Origin of the sequence: Priestia sp. FSL W8-0524, assembly GCF_038005965.1 — a bacterium.
Taxonomy (GTDB): Bacteria; Bacillota; Bacilli; order Bacillales; family Bacillaceae_H; genus Priestia; species Priestia zanthoxyli.
In genome coordinates this window covers 2559584-2583443 of the sequence record NZ_JBBOUG010000001.1, presented here as the reverse complement: position 1 = coordinate 2583443, position 23860 = coordinate 2559584, and the positions used below count along the sequence as shown (strand labels likewise).

The window sequence follows — 23860 nt, the reverse complement described above, 5'->3', positions numbered from 1 at the left end:
GATGACAATGTCTAAAATCACATTTATCGGAGCGGGAAGTACAGTTTTTGCAAAAAATATTTTAGGAGACTGCATGTTTGTGCCTGCTTTAGCTGGCTTTGAATTTGCGCTATACGATATAGATGCTGAGCGTTTAAGAGATTCGGAAAATATGCTAAACAATCTAAAAGAAAACTATAAAGTGAATATTACGGTTAAAGCCTATTTGAACCGCAGAGAAGCTTTAACAGGAGCGAAGTATGTGATTAACGCCATTCAAGTAGGCGGTTACAAACCAAGCACCGTCATTGATTTTGAAATTCCTAAAAAATACGGCTTGCGTCAGACGATTGGAGATACAGTAGGAATTGGAGGAATCTTCAGATCACTGCGCACGATTCCAGTGCTGTTTGATTTTGCAAAAGATATTGAAGAAGTATGTCCGGATGCGCTGTTTTTAAATTACACCAATCCAATGGCAACACTAACGGGTGCAATGCTGCGCTATACAAATGTAAAGACGGTAGGCCTTTGTCACAGTGTTCAAGTATGTACAAAAGATTTATTTGATTCTCTCGGAATGGATCATGAAGGAATACAAGAGAAAATCGCAGGCATTAACCATATGGCATGGCTGCTAGAAGTAAAAAGAGATGGACAAGACTTATACCCAGAAATCAAGCGTCTGGCAAAAGAAAAACAAAGAACAAAGCATCATGATATGGTGCGTTTTGAGCTAATGGATAAGTTCGGTTATTATATTACCGAATCGTCTGAGCATAACGCAGAATATCATCCATACTTTATTAAACATAAATATCCAAATCTTGTTGATCAGTTTAACATCCCTCTTGATGAATATCCGCGCCGATGCGAAGAGCAAATCAACAATTGGGAATCCATGAGAGAAGAAATGGTTAACAACAGTCAGTTAACTCATACACGTTCACATGAGTACGGCTCTAGAATCATTGAAGCAATGGAGACAAACGTGCCGTTTAAATTTGCCGGTAACGTATTAAATACCGGAGGCTTAATTAGTAACCTGCCGACAAAAGCGTGTGTAGAAGTGCCATGTGTTGTAGACCGAAGCGGTATTATGCCGACTTATGTAGGAGATTTACCAGAGCAGCTTGCGGCGTTAAATCGCACGAATATTAATACGCAATTATTAACTATTGAAGCAGCTGTCACTAGAAAAAGAGAGCACATCTATCAAGCAGCGATGCTAGATCCTCATACAAATGCGGAATTATCCATGGATGACATCATTCGTATGTGCGATGATTTAATTGAAGCACACGGCGAGTGGCTGCCTGATTTTACAGGGAAAGTGAATCAATACGTGTAATAAAAGAATCCTCGGCTGAGATCAGCTGAGGATTTTTTTGTACTTAGGAAAAGAAGGGAATATCATCCAAATCGATATTGACATTTAAAAATGTTCGTCATACACTGTAAGAAGCAAGTCGTTTTATACTAAGAAAGGAAAGGTACCGTAGACAATGGATAAGTAATCCTATTTTTTTAGACATTCTTTTAAAACTTTATTTTAAATGAACATTTGTCTAGATAGGATTAGTCTGTACATTTTTAGGTGCCATTTCTATATGTCTTATATGAAGTGATTTCTCCCTTTTTTTACTCTATAAAAAGGGTGCATATTTGCGTATGCCTAATTATGACCTCTAATCCTCTCTAGAAATCCTAGGGAGGTTTTTTTATGTTATTGTTAGAAGCTATAAATATTGAAAAAAGCTATGGAGATCGCCTGCTGTTTCAAGCAGAGAAGCTTCAAGTACATCGCGGAGAGCGAATTGGAATTGTGGGGAAAAACGGAGAAGGAAAATCGACGTTGCTTCATATTTTAATGAAAAAAATGAGTCCAGATCAAGGGATTGTACAAACATATGGCCGTGCCGCACTGATTCCGCAGCTTGATGTTCAACCTACATCTGCCGTTTCTCCTGAGATGAAAAGTCAGTGGAGTGTGCCAGCTGAAGCGGACTTTCTTAGCGGAGGAGAAGAAACAAGAAAGAAAATTGCAGCTGCTCTTTCATCCGGCGCAGAACTGCTTGCAGCCGACGAGCCAACGAGCCACTTAGATGTAAAAGGCGTAGAGAAATTTGAAGAAGAAATGAAGTCTTTTACAGGCAGTCTGCTGCTGATTTCACATGACCGAGAATTATTAAACCGCCTTTGTACGTCTATTTGGGAAGTAGAAGGCGGCAAAATTCACTGTTATGAAGGCAATTATCAAGAATATGTGACGCAAAAAAAACACGCGGTTGAAAGACAGCAGTTTGAATATGAACAGTATGTAAAAGAAAAGCAGCGTCTTGAACTGGCCTCTGAAGAAAAAAGCCAAAAATCAAAGTCGCTTAAAAAAGCGCCGAGCCGTATGGGGAACTCTGAAGCGAGACTTCATAAACGAGCGGTCGGAAAACAAAAAGCCAAGCTAGATAGAAGCGCAAAAGCGATTGAAACAAGAATTGAAAAGCTGGAGAAAAAAGAAAAGCCAAAAGAAATGGAAGAAATTCATTTTGACCTATCGCAGTTTCACCAAGTGCACAGCAAGCAGGTACTAAGCTTTGACAAAGTCTCAGCATCAGCTGGTAATCATATCTTGTTTCAAAACCTAAAAGGCGGTGTGAAGCCAGGAGCGAAAGTAGCGATTGTCGGCAAAAACGGCGCCGGAAAATCTACGCTGCTGAATATGATTGAGCAGCGAACAGAAGGAATTACGGTTGCGAAGCCTGTAAAACTCGGCTTTTTCCATCAGCGCCTTGAAAATCTAGATCCCGCTAAAAGCATTTTAGAAAACATTAAAGAAGACAGTCCGTACACCGAGCAGTTTATTCGTACGGTGCTATCGCGCTTACTTTTTAAACGTGAAGACGTGTATAAAAAAGTAGAGATGCTAAGCGGAGGAGAACGAGTCAAAACGGCATTAGCAAAAGTCTTTTTAGGAAACTATAACGTTCTTCTTTTAGATGAACCGACCAACTATCTTGATCTTCATACAAAAGAAGCGCTTCAAGAAGTGTTAAAAGCTTATCCAGGGACGATTTTATTTGTGACGCACGACCGCTATTTTGTTAAAAAGCTTGCGACGCATGTTTTGACGTTAAAACAGTCCAAAGCGGAGCTCGCGGCGATTGAAGACACGGGTAAAAGCAAAAAAGCGTCACAGCAGCAAAATGAAGCCGAGAAACTTGCGCTTCAACTAGAATTAACAAAAGTGATTAGCGAGCTTTCTATCACGCCAGAAGGAAAAGACAAGCAGCGTCTTGAAAAAAGATATGAAGAGCTTTTAGAAGAAAGAAAACGATTAAATAGAAAGGAAGGGTAATATCACTTCACCTAACAATGAATACAATGATGTTACTGAACATCAAAAGCGTATTGAAGGAAAAATAACGGATATGAATGTAAAAGGAACGCCCAAAAGAATAAAATGGATTGGCTATGGAATCATTATTTTCTTTGTGATTCTTATTCTAACGATGATCATCAGCGTATTTATCAATTAAAACAAAAAGCAGCCGCTTCAATGTTGAAGCGGCTGCTTTTTTATTTGCCTACTTTTGTAACGATCGCATCTCCATTTTTTCCAACGCGTACAGTAGCAAAACGAGCTTCGCTTTCCACTTTGCTGCCGGTTCCTTCTGGAATAAAGTAATGCTCAATTCCGTACTGAATTCCCCAGTCGTGATAGCTGCCCGTAATGACAACGTCTTTTTCTTTAGAAGTATACGGCTTATTCCAGTCATCATCCGCTTGGTAGATTTTTGCGTATTTATATACGCCTTGTTTGTCAGGACGAAGAACGAGCTTCACTTTTTCTCCGTCTTTCACATGAGGTAAGGTAACGTGCGCAATGTCGTAATTCAGCTCAACGTAATCGCCTTGCAGCAGCGAGCGCGGATCGATCGGCTGTAAAGCGAGCTTAATTTCTTTTCCGTTTTGAAGAAGCACTTCGTTTTTAGTGAAAATGCCGCCCAGCATAATGAGCTGAACAAGAATGATGATCCATACAGCGGTTCGTCTGCGGTCAAGAAACGACGGCTGCGGCTGATCAGGCGTTGACAGGTCCCATTTCCTGCTTAGGAAAAGAAAGATAAGACCTAAAATAACGAGCACAAGTGATTTATTAAATAAATCCCACACAAAGTCGTAATATTTCATCGCTAAAAAAACAAACCAGAAAATCATGCCGACCATAAAATCGTATTTTGGCTCTTTTCGTACCGTCACAAATAAAAAGACGGTCGAAATTACAAAAAACATCGTACAGTAAATAATATTTAAAAAAGACGGTTCGCTTAATTCAGTCAGCGACAGTAAAAAGATAAAAGCAAGAAGCAGCGCCGCTTTTTTAAACGCGTGGTGTACGTTTATCGCGTACACAGCGGCATTTAATAGAAACAAAGCGAGCAGCACATAATCTATTTTGATAGTGTCATAGTAAGCAGTCGGAACCTTTATTAACAGAAGCCCTTGCACTAGCACAAAAAGCAGCAGGCGAACGGGCGTATGCTTTGTGAATACTAAAAGCGCTACAAGTGCGATGACGTAGATAAAAAACAGAATGTCGTTCACAAAAAAAGAAGCGCCGCCGCTAATTAATACGCCCATCATTAAAAGCGTATATTTTACCGTTGGAATATCTGCTTTAATCAAATAACATGCCACAATCAGCAAAACGCCAATCACAAGCATTCCATTTGTTGGGTACGTTCCTGTAATAAGTGTGACAAGTCCTCCTAAAGAGCTGCTGCCGATGACCGATGCAATGGCCGTAATCCCAATCACCGCTATTCGTTTGATGACGCGGAGCGAGGTTTTTTGTGCTGACGTGTTGGCAGTGAGCCATTTGACAAACCATACGCTTGCACCAATAAATAAAATCACGAATCCTAAAGCTAAGAACAGTGACCATTCAGCGTAGTGTTTAAAAATAAAAGAGAAAAACTGTTCAATAACAAATAAAGCAAATGCCACAATGGAAATCCCTAAAAACGACCTTTGCGGCTCCACTTTTGAAAAATAAAAAAAGGAGCTTAGTAAAAACAGCAAATAAAAAATAATAAGACCAATCCGTAAGCTAGAGCTCCCTGTAAAATCCGGCAGGGAAACAGTTAAAAAAATGTAGTGAAACAAACAAAACGCGGCATACATGATCACAGGAGACGAACTCTGTTTATTTTTTATGATCCAAAAGATGAGTAAGTTCACAAACGCCATTCCTGCGTAAAGTAAAAGCGTCTCCTGTTCGCCTCGCTGTGAAACTGCGCCAGTTGGTGAAATGAAAAAAGCCATGGTGAATTGAAATAAAACAAACGATAACACGTAAAACGGCTGATACTTTGTAAAAAAGCTAAACAAAATAACCGGCACAAGCCAAATTAAAAACAGCCAGTACGATTCAGCGTGCGTGTTGTAAATTTGAGAAAGAAGCGCGATGCTTAATCCAAATGAAAGAGCGCCGGCCAAAAGCGTCCAGTGACTTAAAAACGCCTGCTGAGGAAGCAGCTTTCGCACCGCAAACGCACTTCCGTAAAACAGCAGCATCAGCCCCACGCTCAGCGCAATTTTAATGTAGCGGTCAAAGCCTTGCCAGTTCGATGCGAAAAAATATAAAATGCCGGACAAAACAAGAGCCAATCCCAGTAAATAACCGAGTCTTACGAGCTTTTCTCTCATACTCAACCTCCTCTTTATATTATGTATATACTAGCGCATGTTTAAATATTTGGAAATAGAAAGAATGAATGCGTTTTAACAAAAAAATTGTGTAAAAAGGCCTTTTAGTGGCGTGGAAATAACAAGCAAAGTAGTCCGAAAATCTTGATAAATTGTCAATAGTAAGATAGTTTTGGTTATTTTATCCTGAAGAGTGGGTATTGAACTAAAAACCTACATTATTCCCAAAAAATATAAGAAAACATGCCGATGTGCTCTCTTTCTTTATTTGATAAGCTATAAAAGGGAATTACTGTTAGAGAAACCAAAAGATAGATATAAAGGAAGTGTCATCATATGAATGAGATGTTTGTTGCTCATCTGTATACCCAAGTGAAGCAGGCACATGAAGATATCCAGCAGCTTACGGCTAGTAAAAACACGTTAACGGAAGTCAAAGGCCAGCTTGAACGTGCAAAGGAAAAGGTAAAAGAACCAGAGCTCACTTCCGCCACTTGGTCAGGCAGCCTTGCTGTTGGGTTTGAAGACATCCGCACCGCTATGTTAGACGAATACGATGATTTGCTGACCCGTCAGCTGACGGATGCCATCACGACAATTGATGCAAAAATTACGGCGCTTCAATCAGATATACAAGGGATGGAACGCGCCATTAAAATGCAAGAAGACGAAGCAAAAGATAAGGTGTGATGCAATATGGCAGACGAAATTAAAGTAATAGATGGTGAAATTAATAGAACGCTTAGTGACCTAAGCGCTGCTGCGCAGCAGTTTCAGCCGCTTTTTCCGTTTCACGTAGGAAGCGGACAAGAACTAGAGGTGCTCGATGAATTAAACCAGCTGAACCAGCAGCTGCAAACGTTAATTGTGGACTACAAGCAAACGCTCCTCGATGATTTAAACGCCACCAAAAAATCCGTGCAGTCCATAAAAGAAGCAGATGAAAAAGCTGCAAACGCCGTTAAATAATGTTCATATTTTATATAAAGCTATCAAAAACAACCTTTCAACCAGCATAGATGTGGCATTCAAATAAAAAGGTTTTATCTAGCGGATGATGCAAGCCTTGTAAAGAGGAGCGTCCGCTTAGGTTTAGAAAAATGACGGGCGGTTGTTCGTTAACCGTTTGTTGTTCTTCTACATCGATACAGCTAGGAGGTTACAGATTATTGAAAATACTTGATGTCGATGCTTTTCACGAAAATATTCAAGCTATCTTAGACTCTATTAAAAGTCAAAAAGAACAAACTCAGGGCCTGATTTCACAGGTTCAGGCATTTTCAAGCTTAGATGATGCGTTTAAAGGAAAAGGAGGAGAGGCGATTCGGTCTTTTTACGAAACGGGACATGCTTCTTTTTTAACGCTGTATCATTCATTACTCACTTCCTATGAAGCTCGACTAACTCAAATCACACATGCGCTGCGCTCATTCGAACCGAGCGAAGACGGCTACATCACGCAGCCCTTTCTGCAAGACACTATTCCCGCGCATTTAAATCAAACAAGAAATACAACCGTCTCGCTTGTCGATCAAGCGAATGCAGCGATTCAAAAAGTCAGTCACCTTGCTTCTGTTTCAGCGCTTAACGACCAAGGTTTTCTAACAGAAGTAGAACAAGCAAAAAACAAAGCGGACAAAACGATGAACGATTTAGTCCGTTTTGACGAACAGCAAACGCAAAGCCTTTCAGCCATTCAAGATCAGCTGACGTCTTTAAACTCGCTGCTTTCTAAAGTGAAAGCTGGGTTTCAAAATGGTTCCATTCAGCCGGGCAATGTAAGTGAGCTGAGCGCGTTGGCGAAAAAAGCGATGAACGATTCAGGAGGCGTCTCGGTTTTTGAAAAAGGCATTCCAACAACCTTGACAAGAAAAGAAAAACAAGAGAAAGTGATAAAGGAAGTAGGCCTTGAAAAACTGATTCAGCTTCAAGCAATGACGCCTGCTGAACAGTTAAAAGAAATTCACAAGCTTGAAAAAACCTCGCCTTACATAAGAGAAGTGCTAACGCAAATTCAGCAGGATACAGCACCTGCCAACATGAAAAAACTAGCGGAACTGTCACCTGCAGAGCAAGCAGTGGAACTTGAAAAAAGCCCATACCTGCAGGCACTCAACGATTCTTCAACTGTAGGCATGCTAACGTCTCAACAGGTTCTTCAAAACGCTACGGGCGTTGAGGGAATGCTTATGCAGTCGGTGATGAGTCAGGGACAGATTAGGAGTGTTGGGGCCAAAAAAGAAGCTACAAGTCCTAAAAAGGTGACTATTCAACAAAAAGAGAAGCAAGTTATTAAAACAGTTGGACTAAAACAGCTAAAAGAGCTGGAAATGATGCATCCACTGGATCAAAAAAAGAAGCTCGAACAGCTTGAAAAAAAAGCTCCCCATGTTAAAGAAGTTTTTAAACATATTCAAAAGGAAAACAGTCCAAAGGTTCAGCGGGATCTTGCGGGGCTTGCTCATTCTAAAGCAAAATTAGAAAAAGAGTTGAAGAAATATCCGTATCTATATGAGAATTACAAAAAGCCTGAAATCGCAAGAAGTGTATATGAGGAGGAAGCCAAAAAGCAACAACAGGATGGTCTAGCAGCTGTTTCTTTTGTAGCGGATATGGTGCCTGTGGTTTCCAATGTAAAAGGTGGATGGGAAGCAAGTGTAGGATACGATCCTATTACGGGGAATGAACTATCTCGTTTTGACCGTTCTGTTTCTGGAGCAGGAATTGTCTTTGGCGGCTTTGCGAGAGTGCCAGGGAAAGTGGTGAAATACGGAAGCGAAGGAGCAGAATACGTACTTCGTGTAAACAAAGCAGAAAAGACCGTAACCAAGCATAAGGTTAAAGATGTTTCCAAGGGCGAGTCGAAAGCTGTGGAGAAAGTGGAAAAGCCTGGTGGTAAGGCGAATGCTGAAGGAGTTCATGATCAGGCGGGTGTTGCTAAGGGTACGGGTAAATTTGTCAACAATGCTGATGATGTTGTATTCAAACAAAGTTCAATAGATAAAGCTTTCAGTAAACACAGAAATGATTTTGGAAGTTATCCTGATGGTAGCAAATCTAGTGTGGAATTATTCAAAAACGATGTTTCAGAGCTGATTAATACTGGAGTTCAAAAACAAGGTAAATATAGAAACGTTGAAGGAACGCATATTTACAACGAAACTACTAAACAATGGACTTTTATTAACTCAGATGGAACTATGAATACAGCTTTCAAATTAAGTGATTCACAATACAAATATTTAATTGAAAAAGGAGTTGTAAAATAGTGAGATTAGTTAATACCCTTCTCTCAGAACATGAATTAAAGAAAGAAGATATTGAAGTGATTTGCAATATATTTAAGAAACAATATGATGAAAATATAGAAGTAAATAGCTATAAATATGATGATCGTAAATATTATGAAACTGATTTTGATATAATTGACGTAGAATTTCTAAAGGAAAATATATATATAGAAATTGATAAGTTGATTAAGATTCATGAAAAGATTATTCAATTAGTTAATCAAAATGTAGAAATAATTGTAGCTAATGATGATACAGATACGGAAATCCAAATATTTGAAAAAAATTGTAACGATATATCAGGATTTGGACTGTTTATTACTTCAAGAAAAATTCTAGAACTTGAACCCTATTATACTTCTGATATTTGCAACGCATATTTGAATTTTGAAAATGTTAGTTTTGGTGTAATGTTTGAATAGTGTTAATTAGGAAGAGACGGTTCTTCCACTTTAGGATGGATGAATGATTTGCTAAAATTTTTATAAAAGAAAAAATTATGAAATTCATGCTGGGAAATGAGATTTTACGAACATAGACAAGAAAAATATTTATGTTAACATTTTTTATTACTACCTTGATTGGCTAAACGCCTTTCAAGGTTTTTTTTATAAAGTTGGATTTGGTAAAAAGGTATCCGAAGAAGAATAGATATAGTGATCAAGAAGTAATGAGAGTAGCTAACTAGGGGTAAGTCTGGATTTAACTAACCTTGACAAGAAAAGAAAAACAAGGGAACGTGATAAAGGAAGTAGGTCTTGAACAAAAGATTTAGCCCAAAAGCAGCAAGCAATTGGTCGGAAAAGGTGTATGAACCGTTTCAAAAGCAGATCAAACCTTTACTAGATGGGGAGATACCGACTTTACGTCCTCAACCTCAACTGGTAGGGATAGGAAAGGCGTTACCTCGACAGACCTTTGGTAAAGCGTTACATGGGTTAACGACGTATAATATAGGGAATGTATCGAAAGGTCAGTCGAAAGCGGTGGAGAAAGTCGAAAAGCCTGATAGTAAAGCGAATGTTGAAGGGGTTTATGATCAGGAAGCTGTTGCTAAGGGTAATACTAGTATACCGAAGCCGGTAAGACCTAAAGCAAGTAGAGTGAAACCTGACACTCGAAAAAAACCTTCTGCTAATAAAAAACAGAAGGAAAAAAATTATCAAATGCGCAATTGAATAAACTGGTAAAAGACCACTTTTTAAAAGAAACCGCGAGGACTAGAACCTTTACATCAGAGACTATGCCCGGAAGTAAAGCCTTTGCAAAATGGTTTAATGAATTGAGCGTAGATGAATTTGAATTAGCTTGGTCTACTCCAAAATTAAGGACTATTATTGAGAGTAGAATTCGTTATCCTGGTGGGTACCATGAATGGCACTTAGTATCACGAGCGCCAATTTTTAAGCGGTGGGGTGTAACGGCTGAAGATATAGCAGAAATGAGAACGTTAACGAAAGATGTTGAATTTGTTAATCCGGTAGGAAGACATAGGTTTGATGGTTCTGGCAAAGCTCATAGAGAGCTTTGCCAGAAGGACTTAGGTAAATAGAAAAGGGGTATTATGATGGAAAACCCAGGAGCTGTTTCTCTTTGGTTTGGAAATTGTAGTGATGAGGATTTGTTAAGCAAGTATGTAGAAATAAAATATGATGATGAGGGAGATAGAATCCCTTCGAGCTTCATGAATGATTTTCAAATAAATTTCCTTGAGTACAATCAAGACTTATTAGAATGTACCTACAATGAATATCCTACATCTTCTTTGTCCGAATTACTAAAGAATGCTTCGTATTCTGATTCACTTATAAGTGAACTTGAAGACTTTTACGGTGAAAGCTTAGAAGAACCGTACAATATTGTTATTCGGTTGTATGATTTTGAATATGAAGAACTTGTTGAGGAAGCAAAACTTGATGGTAGGAAGCTTAAATATATGGGTTCTGTTATTTATGAAGATTAGAGTTTGAATTAAAGAACCTAAGTATATTTATTAATATATTATCTGAAGAAAAAAGCACTTCTTGTCTAATGACAAAAGGTGCTTTTTTGCATGTATTATAATTTGTTTGACGAAGTAAACATGGTTGTGTGAAATAGCAAACTCATGATGAGTGTACCCTCATGGAGTGCTTTATACAATGATAAAATAGAAAAAGAAGTACGAGCTTAGGCGAGATGACATTTTACGGGGTGACGAATATAAATACATGGATTGTATATTAAATTAACGAACTCGTACAAACTCGTAAGTTTTAACGAAGTAGTTATTATGACGTATAAAAGGTGTCATACTGTTACTACAAAACTTACAAATGTATGCTACTTAAAAACATATGAACTTAAAGCACTTGATTGTCAACTAAAGGCAACGAGTGCTTTTTTGCATTTTAGGATAGAAGTAGGTAGACATATTATAATTTTAAGTGCACGAAGTATTAAATTTTTAAAGAAGGAAATTAAATACTTCGAAAGGGAATTAAAACAGCTAGTAAATCTACTAGATTATCAATTAGAGACGATGCCGGGAATAGAACTTGTGACGGCATCGGCATTAATTGCAGAAATTGGGGATGTAAAGTTATTTACAAATGCCAATAAATTAGCACGATTTGCGGGGATTGCACCTGTTTACTTTGGTTCTGGTGGGAAAGGTAAGACACATAAAAGTAAACAAGGAAACAGGGCGCTACACGCTTTATTTTATAATTTAGCCGTACAGCAAGTGCAAGTAGCGAAAGTTACCTAGAAACCCAGTGTTTCATGTATATTATCAAAAGAAACTAAAGAGGGAAAAACAAAAGGACAAGCATTGGTATGTATTATGAGAAGTTTTGTAAACATTGTATATGGTATGATGAAATATAAAACAGCTTATGAATTGCTTGATACGTTTGCAGGGAAAGGTCAACTACTGCCAAACGGTAAAAAAGAAAGAGTAGACTTTGGTAAACCAATTGGAAAATACTACGATCGTGATACTGGTGAATATCTTGAAACTACTAGAGTGATGATTCATTACGGAAAGGACAGAGCGCATATAGTGCCTTCAGAACCATTAAAAAAGTAAAAAGAGAGGGATATACATGGAATATGATCCTTTAATAAAAGCGTTAAAAAATTATAAAGATAGTGACTTGATAATAGAGTGGGATAGTGGATTAAAGATTATTGGTGAACCAGACACACTCTTTGAAACAGACAATGGATTGGATGACGATGACGCAAATTATACCGAATATTATGCAGTTACATTTCAAGTAAATGATATTTTAGCGCATCCTACTAGTGAGGAAAGTCGTTTATATAATTGGCTAATACAAAAGAAAGGTTCATTAGTTGAAATTTCACTTTATGATGATCCGCCAAGTGCAGTTTTTTTAACTGACGGAGAAAGTGTATGGAAAAGGGATATTAAAAAATAAAAACGTTACTTTAAACATATACCTTGATGGGCTACATTACCTTTCATAGAAGTAGAAGATATAGTTAGAAAGAAAAATAAAGGAATTGTCGGTAGGCATAATATGGAGAATTTTGAGAATGCATTTATTGAAAATGGATGGGATTTACAAAGTTGTATTATATCCAAGAGACAACACTCTACAATCGAAGGTATTTACGAAATTGAATATGGATTACCTGCGTTAAATAGAGAGGGGAATATTATACCTGGAGAACTTAAAAAAGTTCGAACACCGAAAACGGTTTATGATCCGAAGATAATTTCAGATGAACAAATTTTAAAGTGGGGTGAAGAAGCGATAAAAAATGGTTAAATAGTTGGAAGGAAAATTACGGGAATCTCTAAAAATGGTGTTAAATTTGAAGGTTATATTGATGAAACAACAGGGAAAATAACAAATTTCTTCCCAACTTTAAATGATTAGATAATATGGGGTGATAAAATGGAAGATAAAAATAAGAAACTAGTTAATTACTATTTTCAAGTTCTAGGAGATGACAGATTTTTAAAAGTATTGGAAAAACTAGCTGGTGGAGAAGGGTATGGAATAGAGCATGTTTGGTATGTATTTGCTGAAGACTATGAAGAATGGGAAGAGGATTACTTTGGAGATGAAGGGATAGCCTTTTATTTCGATTATCCTGCAGTAGAAGAGGATGAAGAAGTAATAATAGACTATGAAACTTTATTTATATATTTAAAAGAAATAACTGGTGATTATATAGCGAGACATCCAGAAAATGAGTCAGAGATAGAAAAATATATGAATAAAATTAAAGAGAGATATCAGATAAAGAAATAAAAGAAAACTGTATTTATTTTGAAGGATTTTATGCCTTTCAAGGCTTTGCCTTTATAAAAAATACTAAACTTGATGAAGGACGGATGCTTAGGTAATTGAAGAGTATCAATTATATGTTTTGAATCGAGAGCTTATTAAGGCTGTACTATTATGTTATTTTAATACTGGAATAACGAGAAAAGAACGAGAATTTAGCGAGATGACATTTTATATGCTAGGGGTAGTTACGACATCGTATAGTTAACAAGCAAACGAGAATGACAAAGCTCGTGGTGATAAACAAGGATGCAATGTGAGATGCTCATTTTTAACTTGTTTACAGTTGAAAATATGCTCGAATTCACATTAATAACTCATGAAGGTTATACCTTCAAGGAGTATTAGCATTGTTTTAATACTAAGGCAATAAGAACGAGAATATTGGGAGATGACATTTTATTAGACAGGATCGTCATGGGTATCGTAAGTAAAAAACTAACGAGAAGGAAGATATCGATTTCAATTATTCTGATGATGGAACCCACACATTTCCTCATAGACACAAGTGGGATTGGTCTAAAAAACCTCCTAGACAAAAACCAGAATAAGAGGAGGATTACTTATGAGTAAAATTCATGATAGTAAAATTTTAAATTATCAAATAGATTTTGAGTATTCAAAAATTCACATAAAAGTGGAGAACGAGCAAGAAAAACAAGTGAAAATTTTATTTGAAGATTTTTTTGCTTTTCATTTTGAAAACCAGCTATCTGGCAGCATAATTTTTGATATAGTTGAAGGAGATGTCGATTCGTTTGCATTAGAAAACAAAGAGTTGTTAGATAAGGAAAAGGATTATCTTTGGCCCATGGATTATGAGTATGTAGAGGATTTGATTAATTATATCAAGGAGAATAGTTATCATTACTATAAAATATATGCTTCATACGGATTAAATGGATGAATTCTTTCTAAAGTGGTACTCTTTGAGAGATAAAATGGATCAAGAGGTAAATTATTCAACTTTCGTAAATTAATAAGTGAGAATTAACATATTTAAAATAGAATTAAATTAATCTGAACCTTGATTGACTATACGCCTTTCAAGGTTTTTATATAAAGTTGAATGATATGATTGAAAATATGTAAATTCGAATATTGTAACCTCAATTTGTAGAATAGCATTTAATCACAAAGTTTAATTGTAATTAATTTGAAACATCTTATAATAGAATAAAAAATAAGGTGCTAGCTTAAATGAGATGATATTTTGCGGGACGAGAAATATAAATCTCGAATGTATAGAATGTGTATTAAATCAACAAACGCGTAAGTTTTCACGTAGTATCTGATAGAACATACAAAAAGCATAGGAATGCTTAGTAGAAAGCTTGCAAAATTAATGTTATTTTAAAACAGATAAACTTAAAACACTTGATTGGCCATTAAAGGCAACAAGTGTTTTTTATTAGAGAATTATACTTTGTTTGCTGGTTTTAAAAGCGAAACCCGCAGGAGCCGTAAAATCCGTTCCAAAAGTAACAAACGTTCCGCGTGTACCTGCCCATAAAGCAACCAAAACATTAAGCGATATGCGAAATGTCGTCAGCCCAAAAGCAGCAAGCAATTGGTCGAAGAAGGTGTATGAACCTGTTCAGAAGAAGCTTCAACCTTTACTAGATGCGGAGATACCGACTTTACGTCCTCAACCTCAACTGGACTGGTAGGGATAGGAGAGGCGTTACCTCGACAGACCTTTGGTAAAGCGTTAAATGGGTTAATGACGTATAAGATAGGGAATGTTTCGAAAGGTCAGTCCAAAGCGTTGGAGAAAGTGGAAAAGCCTGGTGGTAAAGCGAATGTTGAAGGGGTTCATGGTCAGAAGGCTGTTTCTAAGGGTACGGTAAAATATACTGGAGGAAGAACACAGAAAGAATTGGATGATTTAGCAGGAGATCCATTAAATGGAGGAAGAATTGAAGGTCAAGGAATAAAAGAAAGAGAGATTGGATTAGAATTAGAAAGTCGCGGTGATTTAGGAAGAATTATTAGAGATCAAAAAGCTGATAAAGGTGCAGAGTTTATTGATACTGTTACAGAGAAAAAATGGGATGTAAAGAGCTTTGGAGCTTATCCTAATGGTCATACTTTACCCAAAAAAGGTGCTTTTACAGTTGATAACGCTATGAAAAAAATAAAGAAAGAGTTTGAACGTGGTCACAATGTTATGCTTGATGATAGGAATTTGACCCCGGAACATACCAAGCAATTGAAAGAGGCAATACAAAAAGAGGGGATATCAGACAAGATTATTTGGTATCCTTAGAGGGGGGAATTGTAATTAATAATCGCAAAAAAGAAGAATTAATTCAACTTTTAGAATCACATAAAATTTGGCTTGATTCTCTAGGGTTAGAAGGCAAGAAGTTAGTTCTTGATGAAGTAAAGTTGACCGAAGTAGATTTAATAAAATATCCATTAAATCAAGCTTATATTACAGATTGTATCTTTAATAATATGCACTTGCTTAATATAGAAATGTATTCTTCAACTATTTGTTCTTCAAGCTTTGTGTTTGCTAATCTAGAAAATGCTGATTTCTATAAAGCAGATGTTTCTTATGCAAACTTTACAAACGCAAACCTTCAAAATACAAGATTTGCTAAGAGTGATTGTATTAAAACTATATTTAATAGTGCAAACTTAAGTGATGCAAAACTAGTAGCAGCCCTTTTTGATAATGCAGATTTTCGTAATGCAAACCTTCAACATGCAGACGTAAGCGAATCGACGTTTGAAAATGTATTGCTAAAAGGAGCTAAACTAACAGGGGTTCGAGGGTTAGAAGAGGCTTTTATTAAAAGTATTAATATTGGGACGCCAGAACAACCAAATATTCTAATAGGTGGAGAGGCTAGAAAGTGGTTAGAAGTGATGAGCAATTAAAGTAAGAGCAAAATAACTTTTGGGATATAAGTGATTATAACCTTGATTGGCTAAATGCCTTTCAAGGTTTCTTTATGTTGATGGGGCTACCTAGTGACGAATAGTTCATTTTTTATGCTGAGAAAAAGGTTACCCCTTGTATCCTCTATATGATGTTTTTTACAACATACCTGTTCAATAAGTCCAAGTAAGGATAGTAAAATTCATCGTAATCCTGTGTTTTATGCTTACTATAATCAAAAGCAAAGTGAAGGGAAGTCCAAGTCACAAGCCCTTCTTTGCATTATGAGAAGATTAGTCAGAATAATCTATGGTATGATGAAAAATAAAACGGCTTATATTCTGCCAAGAATGCCTGAAACGAAGGCAAGTTAATCAATTTGGGTGGTGGTTGAAAAAACTGTCATCCTTTTATTAAGTACTTATTTAGATATTCCTAAGAGTACAGGTAATATCGGGAATCAGACAAGAGATCAGGCCAGACATATTGCTCAAAATCAGCTAAAAAATGGAGAAGTTAGTATGTCTAATTTGGAATCAATGATTCCTTCGAATATTCCAAATTCATTTAAACCAACCGATACTATTACTGATGGAGCAAAATATGAATTTACTCTTGCCGATGGACAAAAGGCTATTATTCGATGGCATTCTCCAGACCCTATAGCGGCAAGCAAATATCCAGGATCAGCATCAGGTTCAAGATGGACTGCACAGATAAAAATCGGACGGAACATGGACAAAAAATCAATCTTTAAATGAGGTTCATATTCCAATAGAAGGGAAATAAAATATGGATATAAATGAAATTGAGAATCTACCTGATAGAATACCAGCTGGAACACTAATATCAATGTTTCAAAATGCATTAGATCAATTTAGAAATAATAAAATTGAAAAAGATGATTTTTTATTAATCCTTAGTCAACTAACAGACAGGCAAGTTATGACATATGAGTTATTAAGAAGTGATATACGAAATGATATTGATAGAACTCTCTCTAGATTATGGAATACAGATTCCTATGATGAAGTAGATATTATTCTTTCTATTGTAGTAAATCTCGGTCTAGAAATTTGCTTTAATAAAATAAAAGAATCACTGGAACAGTGTAAGGATATAGATAAATCGATCCTAAATGAAATACAGGAAACAATAGATGAAGTAGGCGAGAATATCTCTAATCCGTATTATAGTTTGGAAGAATTTAAATAGTCTGCCACTAGTGTGAAATACCGTAAATTAAACTTACAATGGTTAAAATGGATCTTTAATTACTACCTTCTCTAGATCGAAGATATCAAGACTTAAACTTAAAGAGAAGTATACAAATCGCTGAGGAGTACATGGATTAAATTTGAGGTACAAATAATGATATTTTGTATCAAGAGAGATTAATTTTGGTTTTCAAGCAAAACCTTGATTGGCTAAATGCCTTTCAAGGTTTCTTTTTATTATATATGGCATGATGAAGCAAAAAACAGCTTATTACCCGTAGTACAGGAGAAAGAAGTAGTTTGGTAAGGGTAAGGCTAATTTTTTTATTTGTAGATTTTAAGATTACAACATCAACATAGGGTACGGGTAATAATAGTCAGCCGGTCAGCGGAACTAAAACAGATTTTGGAGCAGAGAATCCAGTATCTGGACAAGATTGGAATAATTATTTCAAAAATAAATATGGGAATGAAAATGTTCAATGGAAACCTGCATCATTTGATGACATCATTGCGAATCCTGAAAGATTGTATGGAAACTCTATTGGAATGAGGTATGTACGGAAGGGGTGGATACGGTTGGAAATTCACTAATCCGGATGGAAGTGTGTTCTATCATGGCGATGGAGGAGTGCATAAGGGTTCATACTATGGATTTTCAAATGGAAAAACAAAAAAAGTGAAGGTATATAAAAAAGAGGATGGTTACGTTCCTACTATTGATGATAAAGGTACTACAATACAAATTGATTAAAGAAGGGGAGTAAATTGTGATATCAATTGGAGAATCATTTAAACTATTTTTAGAGACATTAAAGCATTCTAATTCTAATGTTTTAACATTGTCAGATGATTTAATGGAGTATTATCTTCTTGAAGAGTTTGCAATAGAAGCACCCGCCTATTTAAGTGAATTTACCCTTGATAGATTAGCTAGTGAAGGAATTATAGATGAAGAAATTTTTGAAAAAAGTAAAAAATTAAAAGATGTGTATTTTTCAATGAATCAAATGAAAGTATGGGATAGTTCCTCTATAAAAAAAAGCTCAGAGTGGAAAGAAATTTTTTCTCTTTCCGATCAAATCTGTGAGTTGATTAATAAAAAATGGATTGGTAAAGAAATAGAATATTTAAAAACAATATAAAGGCGATAAATATTATACTATAGTGTAAAAGGTTTGTTACCCCGCTTTAACATGCAGCAAGCCATAATTCGATACAGGCAGCTCAATGGTTAATTAATCAAGGTGCGAATGTGAATGCTGGCGAAGATTTGTATATACATGCTACAGCTCTCGTAAAAGCTTTTCAGCAGGGCCATTTTGAAATGGTCAAGCTGCTTGCAGAAAGCGGAGCCAATATTGATGCTTGGTACACGTTAGGTGAAGGTCAAGAAACTACAATAATTAATGCTGTGAAAATGGCTCAAATGAAAGGTCATAATGAAATCTTAGCCTATTTGTATAGTAAAAGTGAAAATGAAATGAATACATTAGAATCGGAAAATAATAACTCAATTTTTAATTATGTTGAAAATAAGGCGGTAGAAAAAGGTTCTGATTATATAGTAAAGCAATTGAAGCGCAGCGATCAAGCACCATATTTTGAAAACATAAATCGTAGTAGTGTCTGTTAAAGGAAAAAGAGCTTCAAACTAAAATCAGGAAGAAAATCTATATTCCTTATAGTGGGACAAATATATAAAACCTTATATTTTTAAGATAATATTAAAGTTTTAGCGAAAAAACTACAGTTACATAAAAAGCACTTGATTGTCTATGAAAGGCAATAAGTGCTTTTTTGTGAGGAATTAACCCTTTGGAAAATATAAAAAATGACTGTATGAAGTTCATAGCTTATGGATGCTATACCATTAAATAGTATTAGGTGCACTGTCACCTGCAAAGTAAGCAGTTGAACTAGAAAACAGCCCAAAGATTCAGCAAACTCTTGCGGCGCTTGCTCATTCTAAAGCAAAATTAGAAAAAGAGTTGAAGAAATATCCGTATCTATATGAGAATTACAAAAAGCCTGAAATCGCAAGAAGTGTATATGAGGAGGAAGCCAAAAAGCAACAACAGGATGGTCTAGCAGCTGTTTCTTTTGTAGCGGATATGGTGCCTGTGGTTTCCAATGTAAAAGGTGGATGGGAAGCAAGTGTAGGATACGATCCTATTACGGGGAATGAACTATCTCATTTTGACCGTTCCATTTCTGGAGGAGGAATGGTCTTTGGCGGCTTTGCCAGAGTGCCAGGGAAAGTGGTGAAATACGGAAGCGAAGGAGCAGAATACGTACTTCGCGTAAACAAAGCAGAAAAGACCGTAACCAAGCATAAGGTTAAAGATGTTTCCAAGGGCGAGTCAAAAGCTGTGAAAAAAGTGGAAAATCCTGGTGGTAAGGCGGCTGTTTCTAAGGGTACGGTAAAAGATGTTACTTTTAAAAAGGGTTATGATACACATTTAACCGAAGTGGGAGGTTTTAAAGCAAAACCGAATATTGGAATAAAGGGTGGTCACAATCTTGAGAACTCTGAACAATTTATTTTAGATAACTTTGGTAATCAAGTTAAGGATATTAATCAAGCTGTTACTAAAACGCCTCATCCTGATATTTCAGGAATTTATGAGGTGAAATATAAGCTTCCTGTTTATGATGGATTGAGTACAGCAAATGGATGGAAAGGTAACTTTACTGGACAGTGGAAAGAGTATAAGAACCCTAAGACAATATATGACCCAAAGGTTTTTTCTGATGAACAGATATTAAAGTTGGGTAGGGAAGCAACGGAAGAAGGTATTAGTAATAATAGGATAATTCAAGGTAGAGATAGGTCACCAAGTGATATGGTAGAAGGGTATGTCAATGTAAATGGGAAACAATTGAAATTTATGGGCTTTAAAGACAAAAATACAGGTGAGATTTCGAATTTCTTCCCAGTTCTAGATTAAATGTTAAAGGAGTGTTTGTTATGAGTGAGGAAGTTTTTATTATTGAAGAATTTTCAGAAAAAGTTGAGTTGATGCGTCTATATTACAAAATAATAGGTGATGGGAAGTTTATGGAAGTGATTGAAAATTTCAAAAACAAACAAGGTTTTGGGATTGATCCAGTATGTTGTATTTTTGCAAATGAATATCAGCCAGGAGAAGAGGGATATTTTGGTGAAACTGGTGTTAGCTTCAGTATACAACCTCCTATGTCTGAAGTTGAGGAAAATGCTATTGTAGATGAAAATGTATTTTTTCAATATTTAACAGAGGTTGGGGAAGACTACTTAACAAGACGACCTCAAGATCGAACAAGAGTTGAAGTTTCCTTAAAAGAACTAAAAGAAATTTTAAATTTATCATAATTTAAGATGGAGAAGAAATAGATATTTCAAGACATATTTACCAGATTTTAGATTAATTAAAATTACAAAGGTTTCCATCAATATCACAAAAGATGATTATATAGTTCTAACGAATTTTATAACCTTGATTGGCTAAATGCCTTTCAAGTTTTTTTGATAAAGTCGAATGTGAAGAGAAGGTATTCAAAGAAGAGTAGAGATAGTAATCAAGAATTAATGACAGTAGCTAATGAGGGGTAAGCCTATATTTGAAAGATCTTGACAAGAAAAGAAAAACAAGAGAACGTCATAAAGGAAGTAGGTCTTGAACAAATGATTTAGCGCACAAGCAGCAAGCAATGGTCAAAAAAAGGTGTATAAATTTTTTCAGAAGCAGCTTCAACCTTTACTAGATGCTGAGATACTGACTTTACGTCCTCAACCTCAACTACTGTCAGGGATAGGAGATGAGTCACCTGGACAGACCTTTGGTGAAGCGTTACATGGGTTACCGACGTATAAGATGGGGAATGTTTCGAAAGGTCAGTCCAAAGCGTTGGTGAAAGTGGAAAAGCCTAATAGTAAAGCGAATGTTGAAGGGGTTTATGATCAGGAAGCTGTTGCTAAGGGTATAGATAATGCTAATAGACTTATTCCAGGTATCCCTGGAAACCCTACCTCAGGAGACCCAACCAAATCAGGTAAAAACTTACTAGAGTCAATGGGGTTACCTCGCTCTAAAAGTTGGAAAGGTTATCAAGCACAACATATAATTCCTTCTCAATTAAATAAACATCCATTTATTGGAAAAATCGGAATGGGAATGAATAACTCTACAAACGGTATATTTTCACCTATACCTTCTGACGATATTAGTAGTCTATCTAGACATAGAGGCTTTCATAGCGTTTATAACAATGTTGTAAGAAAACAGTTTGATAAAATGGATGTTAATCAAGATATAGCAGTGTTAGAAAAACAAGTATATGAACTACAACAAAAGCTAAAAAAGGGAGTGGGAAATGGATTACCGTTATATAAGACTAAAATAAATAATATCGAGGAATTTTACAAAAGTGGTAAAAATAAAAAACTGCCTGTTTGGAACAGAGGCGGTGGAGCAACCGAAGAGTTATGGGAAAGGTAGTTATCTAAATGAAATTTGGTGAAAACACTCAATTAGTAGAAGAAGTAATGGATTTTATTCGTAATGATAAGATGTTTAATAAGAATAACTTTCATGTAAATAACTTAGATGTAATAAATGATTTCAATGAAGCCCAAAACCTTGCCTGGTCTCAGGACTCAAGTGAAGTTGATACTGTATGGGAATATGTTAAATCACAGGAAGCAGAAAGTATTGTTGAAAAGGTATATGATTTGGGTTTAGTAACTCAGCAAGATGATTTATATGATTTTTTTAGTGACCATGACAATTACTCGAATGACTTTCTTCCTTTTGATTATATTGATATTAAGGAGGAAGTTGAGGGAGACCTCACGATGTGTGCATTAAATCGATTAGTTAATGGGAAAACAGATAATTTTTATGAAAAAATCTTTGAAGTTTATAAGCAAGGGAGTTGGCCTTGTGGGTGGAAGGGGACATGCCCTATTGGTAAAATTATTGTGTATGTGCCTTAAATTAAATGAATTTCAAACCTTGATGGCAAAGTGCCTTTCAAGGTTTCTTTTTTGTGGTAGGGCCACCTAGTGACTCATAGTTCATTTTTTATTCAGAGAATATAAGTAACTCCTTAAATCCCCATATTATGTTTTTACGAATTATATAGGACGTACAACACCTTTTAAACGTATGCCCTATTTATTCTTTATTTTGTTAAGCCAATAACCACAGTATCATCAGTTACCACTATTTCTATTAGGAGTGAATGGTAGTTTTATATTAACAGGATATCCTGTTAAAAAGAAGGAGAATATATATGGATGAAAGTTATGATTATTTAGAGGAATTGAAAGATTTTTTAGAAGGAACATTTCATCAAGACATTAGTTCTCCTGGACAAGCATTAGATGAGTTTATAAACGAAGTTAGCAAAGAATGTCTGTTGTCTACAATAAAGGATTGTGAGAAGCTTTTGAATAGTAATTTAACAAAACAAGAGAAAGAAGACCTTATTCAAAATAATATAGAAATATATTTTCCAGCTCTTGAATTAACTCCTCTACAGTGGCTATGGAAATTAGTAGAACAAATGCAAGAAGCAATAAAAACAAAGTAAAAATATCTTTTTAGAAAACTTTGAGTGGCATAGGGCCTTTTAAGTTTTATTCTGTTTTTTAAATTTTTTAATTTCTTCGTCATAGAGATTAACTGTATTACTTAAATCCTATGTATAGCAAAATTAAAATTGAAACAGTATCGGTATCTATATGGGAATGATGAAATTCCTAAAATCGCAAGAAGTGTATATGAAGCAGAAGCTTAAAAGCAACAAAGCTGATCTAGCTGCCGTTTCTTTTACATTGGACATAGTGCCTGTAGTTTCTAATTTAAAAGATGGATGGGAAGCAAGTGTAGAATACTACTCTGTTACTGGGGATTGAACTATCTCGTTTTGACCGTTCTGTCTCTGAAGCAGGAAGTGTCTTTAATGGCTTTTCGACAGTGTTGGGTAAAATGGTTAAATATGGAATATAAGGAGCGATAAATCAATGAATATAAAGAATAAAGAATAAAGAACTTATAAAAAAACACTTAGCGGTACGTTTGTTTACGAAAGAATAGTGAAGATTGAATATAATGTTGAAGATAGTTTTGAAGATAATTATGCTGGAACTTTGGATCTTACTTTTCACGTTACTCTTTTGAAAACAAAGGAAGCATATAAAATAAGAGTTAGATATTATAATATTGATAATTTGACAATAAGAGAAGCAAAAACTTTTCCCTTGTCAGGAGGTTTAATAATTCATAATTTGAAAGAACAAGGTTTGGCAAGTAGTCACCTTTATCACGTACATGATGATAGTGGTTATGGCGAAAATGAGGGATTTGAATTTATTGAATTTTACTGTACTTCGATTGAGGTAATTTCGGTAGAAGAGTTTTATAAGGAATACTAGTCAATGTTCAACATTAATTGATTGGATAATTGATTGGATGTATTTAGATTTTT

General features: G+C 35.7%; 27 protein-coding genes and 3 pseudogenes. 29 read left to right on the top strand and 1 reads right to left on the bottom strand.

Translation table 11 applies throughout. The features are described 5' to 3' along the window. The first annotated feature begins 7 nt into the window (after nucleotides 1-7). Both NST66_RS13125 and abc-f read left to right on the top strand, forming a co-directional pair. Nucleotides 8-1330, top strand: a complete 1323-nt coding sequence (locus tag NST66_RS13125; protein ID WP_033579309.1) for an alpha-glucosidase/alpha-galactosidase — start codon at nucleotides 8-10, stop codon at nucleotides 1328-1330. A gap of 372 nt (nucleotides 1331-1702) precedes the next feature. Beyond that, nucleotides 1703-3331, top strand: a complete 1629-nt coding sequence (abc-f, locus tag NST66_RS13120; RefSeq protein ID WP_033579308.1) for a ribosomal protection-like ABC-F family protein — start codon at nucleotides 1703-1705, stop codon at nucleotides 3329-3331. Nucleotides 3332-3552: 221 nt separating this feature from the next. Here the strand turns inward: abc-f and NST66_RS13115 are convergent, their stop codons facing one another. Then, complete coding sequence (locus NST66_RS13115; protein WP_033579307.1) at nucleotides 3553-5685, bottom strand: GDYXXLXY domain-containing protein; 2133 nt, start codon at nucleotides 5683-5685, stop codon at nucleotides 3553-3555. Between the two features lie 336 nt (nucleotides 5686-6021). Here NST66_RS13115 and NST66_RS13110 point away from each other — a divergent pair, with 336 nt between their 5' ends. The 27 genes and pseudogenes from NST66_RS13110 to NST66_RS12975 all read left to right on the top strand — a co-directional run bounded on the left by NST66_RS13110 (nucleotide 6022) and on the right by NST66_RS12975 (nucleotide 23807). After that, nucleotides 6022-6375 carry a YwqH-like family protein gene (locus tag NST66_RS13110; RefSeq protein ID WP_033579306.1) on the top strand — a complete coding sequence of 118 codons (354 nt, stop codon included), beginning with the start codon at nucleotides 6022-6024 and terminating at the stop codon, nucleotides 6373-6375. 6 nt (nucleotides 6376-6381) lie between these two features. Continuing rightward, nucleotides 6382-6654: a DUF5344 family protein gene (locus tag NST66_RS13105; RefSeq protein ID WP_033579305.1), complete on the top strand. Its 273-nt coding sequence runs from the start codon at nucleotides 6382-6384 to the stop codon at nucleotides 6652-6654. A gap of 200 nt (nucleotides 6655-6854) precedes the next feature. Then, nucleotides 6855-8954, top strand: coding sequence for a T7SS effector LXG polymorphic toxin (locus tag NST66_RS13100; protein ID WP_340843414.1), 2100 nt, complete (start codon nucleotides 6855-6857; stop codon nucleotides 8952-8954). Further along, nucleotides 8954-9397: a hypothetical protein gene (locus NST66_RS13095; RefSeq protein WP_033579303.1), complete on the top strand. Its 444-nt coding sequence runs from the start codon at nucleotides 8954-8956 to the stop codon at nucleotides 9395-9397. The genes NST66_RS13100 and NST66_RS13095 overlap by 1 nt, the downstream gene beginning before the upstream one ends. A gap of 336 nt (nucleotides 9398-9733) precedes the next feature. Next, a complete protein-coding gene (locus NST66_RS13090) occupies nucleotides 9734-10153 on the top strand; it encodes a hypothetical protein (protein ID WP_033579302.1) in 420 nt (139 codons plus the stop codon). A gap of 65 nt (nucleotides 10154-10218) precedes the next feature. Beyond that, nucleotides 10219-10527, top strand: coding sequence for a hypothetical protein (locus NST66_RS13085; RefSeq protein WP_155278270.1), 309 nt, complete (start codon nucleotides 10219-10221; stop codon nucleotides 10525-10527). A 15-nt stretch (nucleotides 10528-10542) separates the two neighbouring features. Next, nucleotides 10543-10938, top strand: coding sequence for an immunity 22 family protein (locus NST66_RS13080; RefSeq protein WP_033579301.1), 396 nt, complete (start codon nucleotides 10543-10545; stop codon nucleotides 10936-10938). 468 nt (nucleotides 10939-11406) lie between these two features. After that, nucleotides 11407-12045 (top strand): annotated as a pseudogene (locus tag NST66_RS13070) (transposase); the annotation flags it as partial. A gap of 16 nt (nucleotides 12046-12061) precedes the next feature. After that, entirely contained in the window at nucleotides 12062-12400 is a 339-nt protein-coding gene (locus NST66_RS13065; RefSeq protein WP_033579300.1) for a hypothetical protein, read from the top strand. Nucleotides 12401-12445: 45 nt separating this feature from the next. Continuing rightward, nucleotides 12446-12754, top strand: coding sequence for a CdiA family toxin C-terminal domain-containing protein (locus NST66_RS13060; protein WP_309301332.1), 309 nt, complete (start codon nucleotides 12446-12448; stop codon nucleotides 12752-12754). Between the two features lie 129 nt (nucleotides 12755-12883). Then, nucleotides 12884-13243, top strand: a complete 360-nt coding sequence (gene cdiI, locus NST66_RS13055) for a ribonuclease toxin immunity protein CdiI (RefSeq protein ID WP_033579299.1) — start codon at nucleotides 12884-12886, stop codon at nucleotides 13241-13243. 601 nt (nucleotides 13244-13844) lie between these two features. Continuing rightward, nucleotides 13845-14186: a hypothetical protein gene (locus NST66_RS13050; RefSeq protein WP_033579298.1), complete on the top strand. Its 342-nt coding sequence runs from the start codon at nucleotides 13845-13847 to the stop codon at nucleotides 14184-14186. Between the two features lie 523 nt (nucleotides 14187-14709). Continuing rightward, nucleotides 14710-14949, top strand: coding sequence for a hypothetical protein (locus NST66_RS13045; protein ID WP_033579297.1), 240 nt, complete (start codon nucleotides 14710-14712; stop codon nucleotides 14947-14949). A 107-nt stretch (nucleotides 14950-15056) separates the two neighbouring features. Continuing rightward, complete coding sequence (locus NST66_RS13040; RefSeq protein WP_230624651.1) at nucleotides 15057-15548, top strand: hypothetical protein; 492 nt, start codon at nucleotides 15057-15059, stop codon at nucleotides 15546-15548. Next, on the top strand, nucleotides 15536-16168 hold the full coding sequence (locus NST66_RS13035; RefSeq protein WP_051137144.1) for a pentapeptide repeat-containing protein: 633 nt from the start codon (nucleotides 15536-15538) through the stop codon (nucleotides 16166-16168). Before NST66_RS13040 ends, NST66_RS13035 begins: the two co-directional genes overlap by 13 nt. A 207-nt stretch (nucleotides 16169-16375) precedes the next feature. Continuing rightward, nucleotides 16376-16543: pseudogene (locus NST66_RS13030) on the top strand (IS110 family transposase); the annotation flags it as partial. Between the two features lie 9 nt (nucleotides 16544-16552). Continuing rightward, nucleotides 16553-16930, top strand: a complete 378-nt coding sequence (locus NST66_RS13025) for a hypothetical protein (protein ID WP_033579295.1) — start codon at nucleotides 16553-16555, stop codon at nucleotides 16928-16930. Nucleotides 16931-16961: 31 nt separating this feature from the next. Continuing rightward, nucleotides 16962-17384, top strand: coding sequence for a hypothetical protein (locus tag NST66_RS13020; RefSeq protein ID WP_033579294.1), 423 nt, complete (start codon nucleotides 16962-16964; stop codon nucleotides 17382-17384). Between the two features lie 772 nt (nucleotides 17385-18156). Beyond that, nucleotides 18157-18531, top strand: a complete 375-nt coding sequence (locus NST66_RS13015; RefSeq protein ID WP_033579293.1) for a hypothetical protein — start codon at nucleotides 18157-18159, stop codon at nucleotides 18529-18531. Between the two features lie 56 nt (nucleotides 18532-18587). Beyond that, nucleotides 18588-19022, top strand: a pseudogene (locus NST66_RS13010) (ankyrin repeat domain-containing protein); the annotation flags it as partial. 355 nt (nucleotides 19023-19377) lie between these two features. After that, nucleotides 19378-20337 (top strand): pre-toxin TG domain-containing protein, encoded by a 960-nt coding sequence (locus NST66_RS13005; protein ID WP_034268680.1) that lies wholly within the window; start codon nucleotides 19378-19380, stop codon nucleotides 20335-20337. 20 nt (nucleotides 20338-20357) lie between these two features. Next, nucleotides 20358-20741: a ribonuclease toxin immunity protein CdiI gene (gene cdiI / locus NST66_RS13000; protein ID WP_340843413.1), complete on the top strand. Its 384-nt coding sequence runs from the start codon at nucleotides 20358-20360 to the stop codon at nucleotides 20739-20741. Nucleotides 20742-21093: 352 nt separating this feature from the next. After that, nucleotides 21094-21867 (top strand): AHH domain-containing protein, encoded by a 774-nt coding sequence (locus NST66_RS12995; RefSeq protein ID WP_329955525.1) that lies wholly within the window; start codon nucleotides 21094-21096, stop codon nucleotides 21865-21867. 8 nt (nucleotides 21868-21875) lie between these two features. Further along, nucleotides 21876-22364, top strand: coding sequence for a hypothetical protein (locus NST66_RS12990; RefSeq protein WP_033579288.1), 489 nt, complete (start codon nucleotides 21876-21878; stop codon nucleotides 22362-22364). Between the two features lie 299 nt (nucleotides 22365-22663). Continuing rightward, nucleotides 22664-22963: a contact-dependent growth inhibition system immunity protein gene (locus NST66_RS12985; RefSeq protein ID WP_028412991.1), complete on the top strand. Its 300-nt coding sequence runs from the start codon at nucleotides 22664-22666 to the stop codon at nucleotides 22961-22963. A 190-nt stretch (nucleotides 22964-23153) separates the two neighbouring features. Then, nucleotides 23154-23288, top strand: coding sequence for a hypothetical protein (locus NST66_RS12980; protein ID WP_255257890.1), 135 nt, complete (start codon nucleotides 23154-23156; stop codon nucleotides 23286-23288). A gap of 180 nt (nucleotides 23289-23468) precedes the next feature. Beyond that, nucleotides 23469-23807 (top strand): hypothetical protein, encoded by a 339-nt coding sequence (locus tag NST66_RS12975; RefSeq protein WP_196246097.1) that lies wholly within the window; start codon nucleotides 23469-23471, stop codon nucleotides 23805-23807. Nucleotides 23808-23860 lie beyond the last annotated feature (53 nt).

Excerpts from the sequence above, each read along its gene's own strand:
- NST66_RS13085 (WP_155278270.1), top strand. The coding sequence starts at position 10,219 with ATGCCCGGAAGTAAAGCCTTTGCAAAATGGTTTAATGAATTGAGCGTA.
- abc-f (WP_033579308.1), top strand. The coding sequence starts at position 1,703 with ATGTTATTGTTAGAAGCTATAAATATTGAAAAAAGCTATGGAGATCGC.
- NST66_RS12990 (WP_033579288.1), top strand. The coding sequence starts at position 21,876 with ATGAAATTTGGTGAAAACACTCAATTAGTAGAAGAAGTAATGGATTTT.
- NST66_RS13115 (WP_033579307.1), bottom strand. The coding sequence starts at position 5,685 with ATGAGAGAAAAGCTCGTAAGACTCGGTTATTTACTGGGATTGGCTCTT.
- NST66_RS13080 (WP_033579301.1), top strand. The coding sequence starts at position 10,543 with ATGGAAAACCCAGGAGCTGTTTCTCTTTGGTTTGGAAATTGTAGTGAT.
- cdiI (WP_340843413.1), top strand. The coding sequence starts at position 20,358 with ATGAGTGAGGAAGTTTTTATTATTGAAGAATTTTCAGAAAAAGTTGAG.
- cdiI (WP_033579299.1), top strand. The coding sequence starts at position 12,884 with ATGGAAGATAAAAATAAGAAACTAGTTAATTACTATTTTCAAGTTCTA.
- NST66_RS13125 (WP_033579309.1), top strand. The coding sequence starts at position 8 with ATGTCTAAAATCACATTTATCGGAGCGGGAAGTACAGTTTTTGCAAAA.
- NST66_RS13050 (WP_033579298.1), top strand. The coding sequence starts at position 13,845 with ATGAGTAAAATTCATGATAGTAAAATTTTAAATTATCAAATAGATTTT.
- NST66_RS13105 (WP_033579305.1), top strand. The coding sequence starts at position 6,382 with ATGGCAGACGAAATTAAAGTAATAGATGGTGAAATTAATAGAACGCTT.
- NST66_RS12985 (WP_028412991.1), top strand. The coding sequence starts at position 22,664 with ATGGATGAAAGTTATGATTATTTAGAGGAATTGAAAGATTTTTTAGAA.
- NST66_RS13065 (WP_033579300.1), top strand. The coding sequence starts at position 12,062 with ATGGAATATGATCCTTTAATAAAAGCGTTAAAAAATTATAAAGATAGT.
- NST66_RS13110 (WP_033579306.1), top strand. The coding sequence starts at position 6,022 with ATGAATGAGATGTTTGTTGCTCATCTGTATACCCAAGTGAAGCAGGCA.
- NST66_RS13020 (WP_033579294.1), top strand. The coding sequence starts at position 16,962 with ATGGATATAAATGAAATTGAGAATCTACCTGATAGAATACCAGCTGGA.
- NST66_RS12980 (WP_255257890.1), top strand. The coding sequence starts at position 23,154 with ATGAAGCAGAAGCTTAAAAGCAACAAAGCTGATCTAGCTGCCGTTTCT.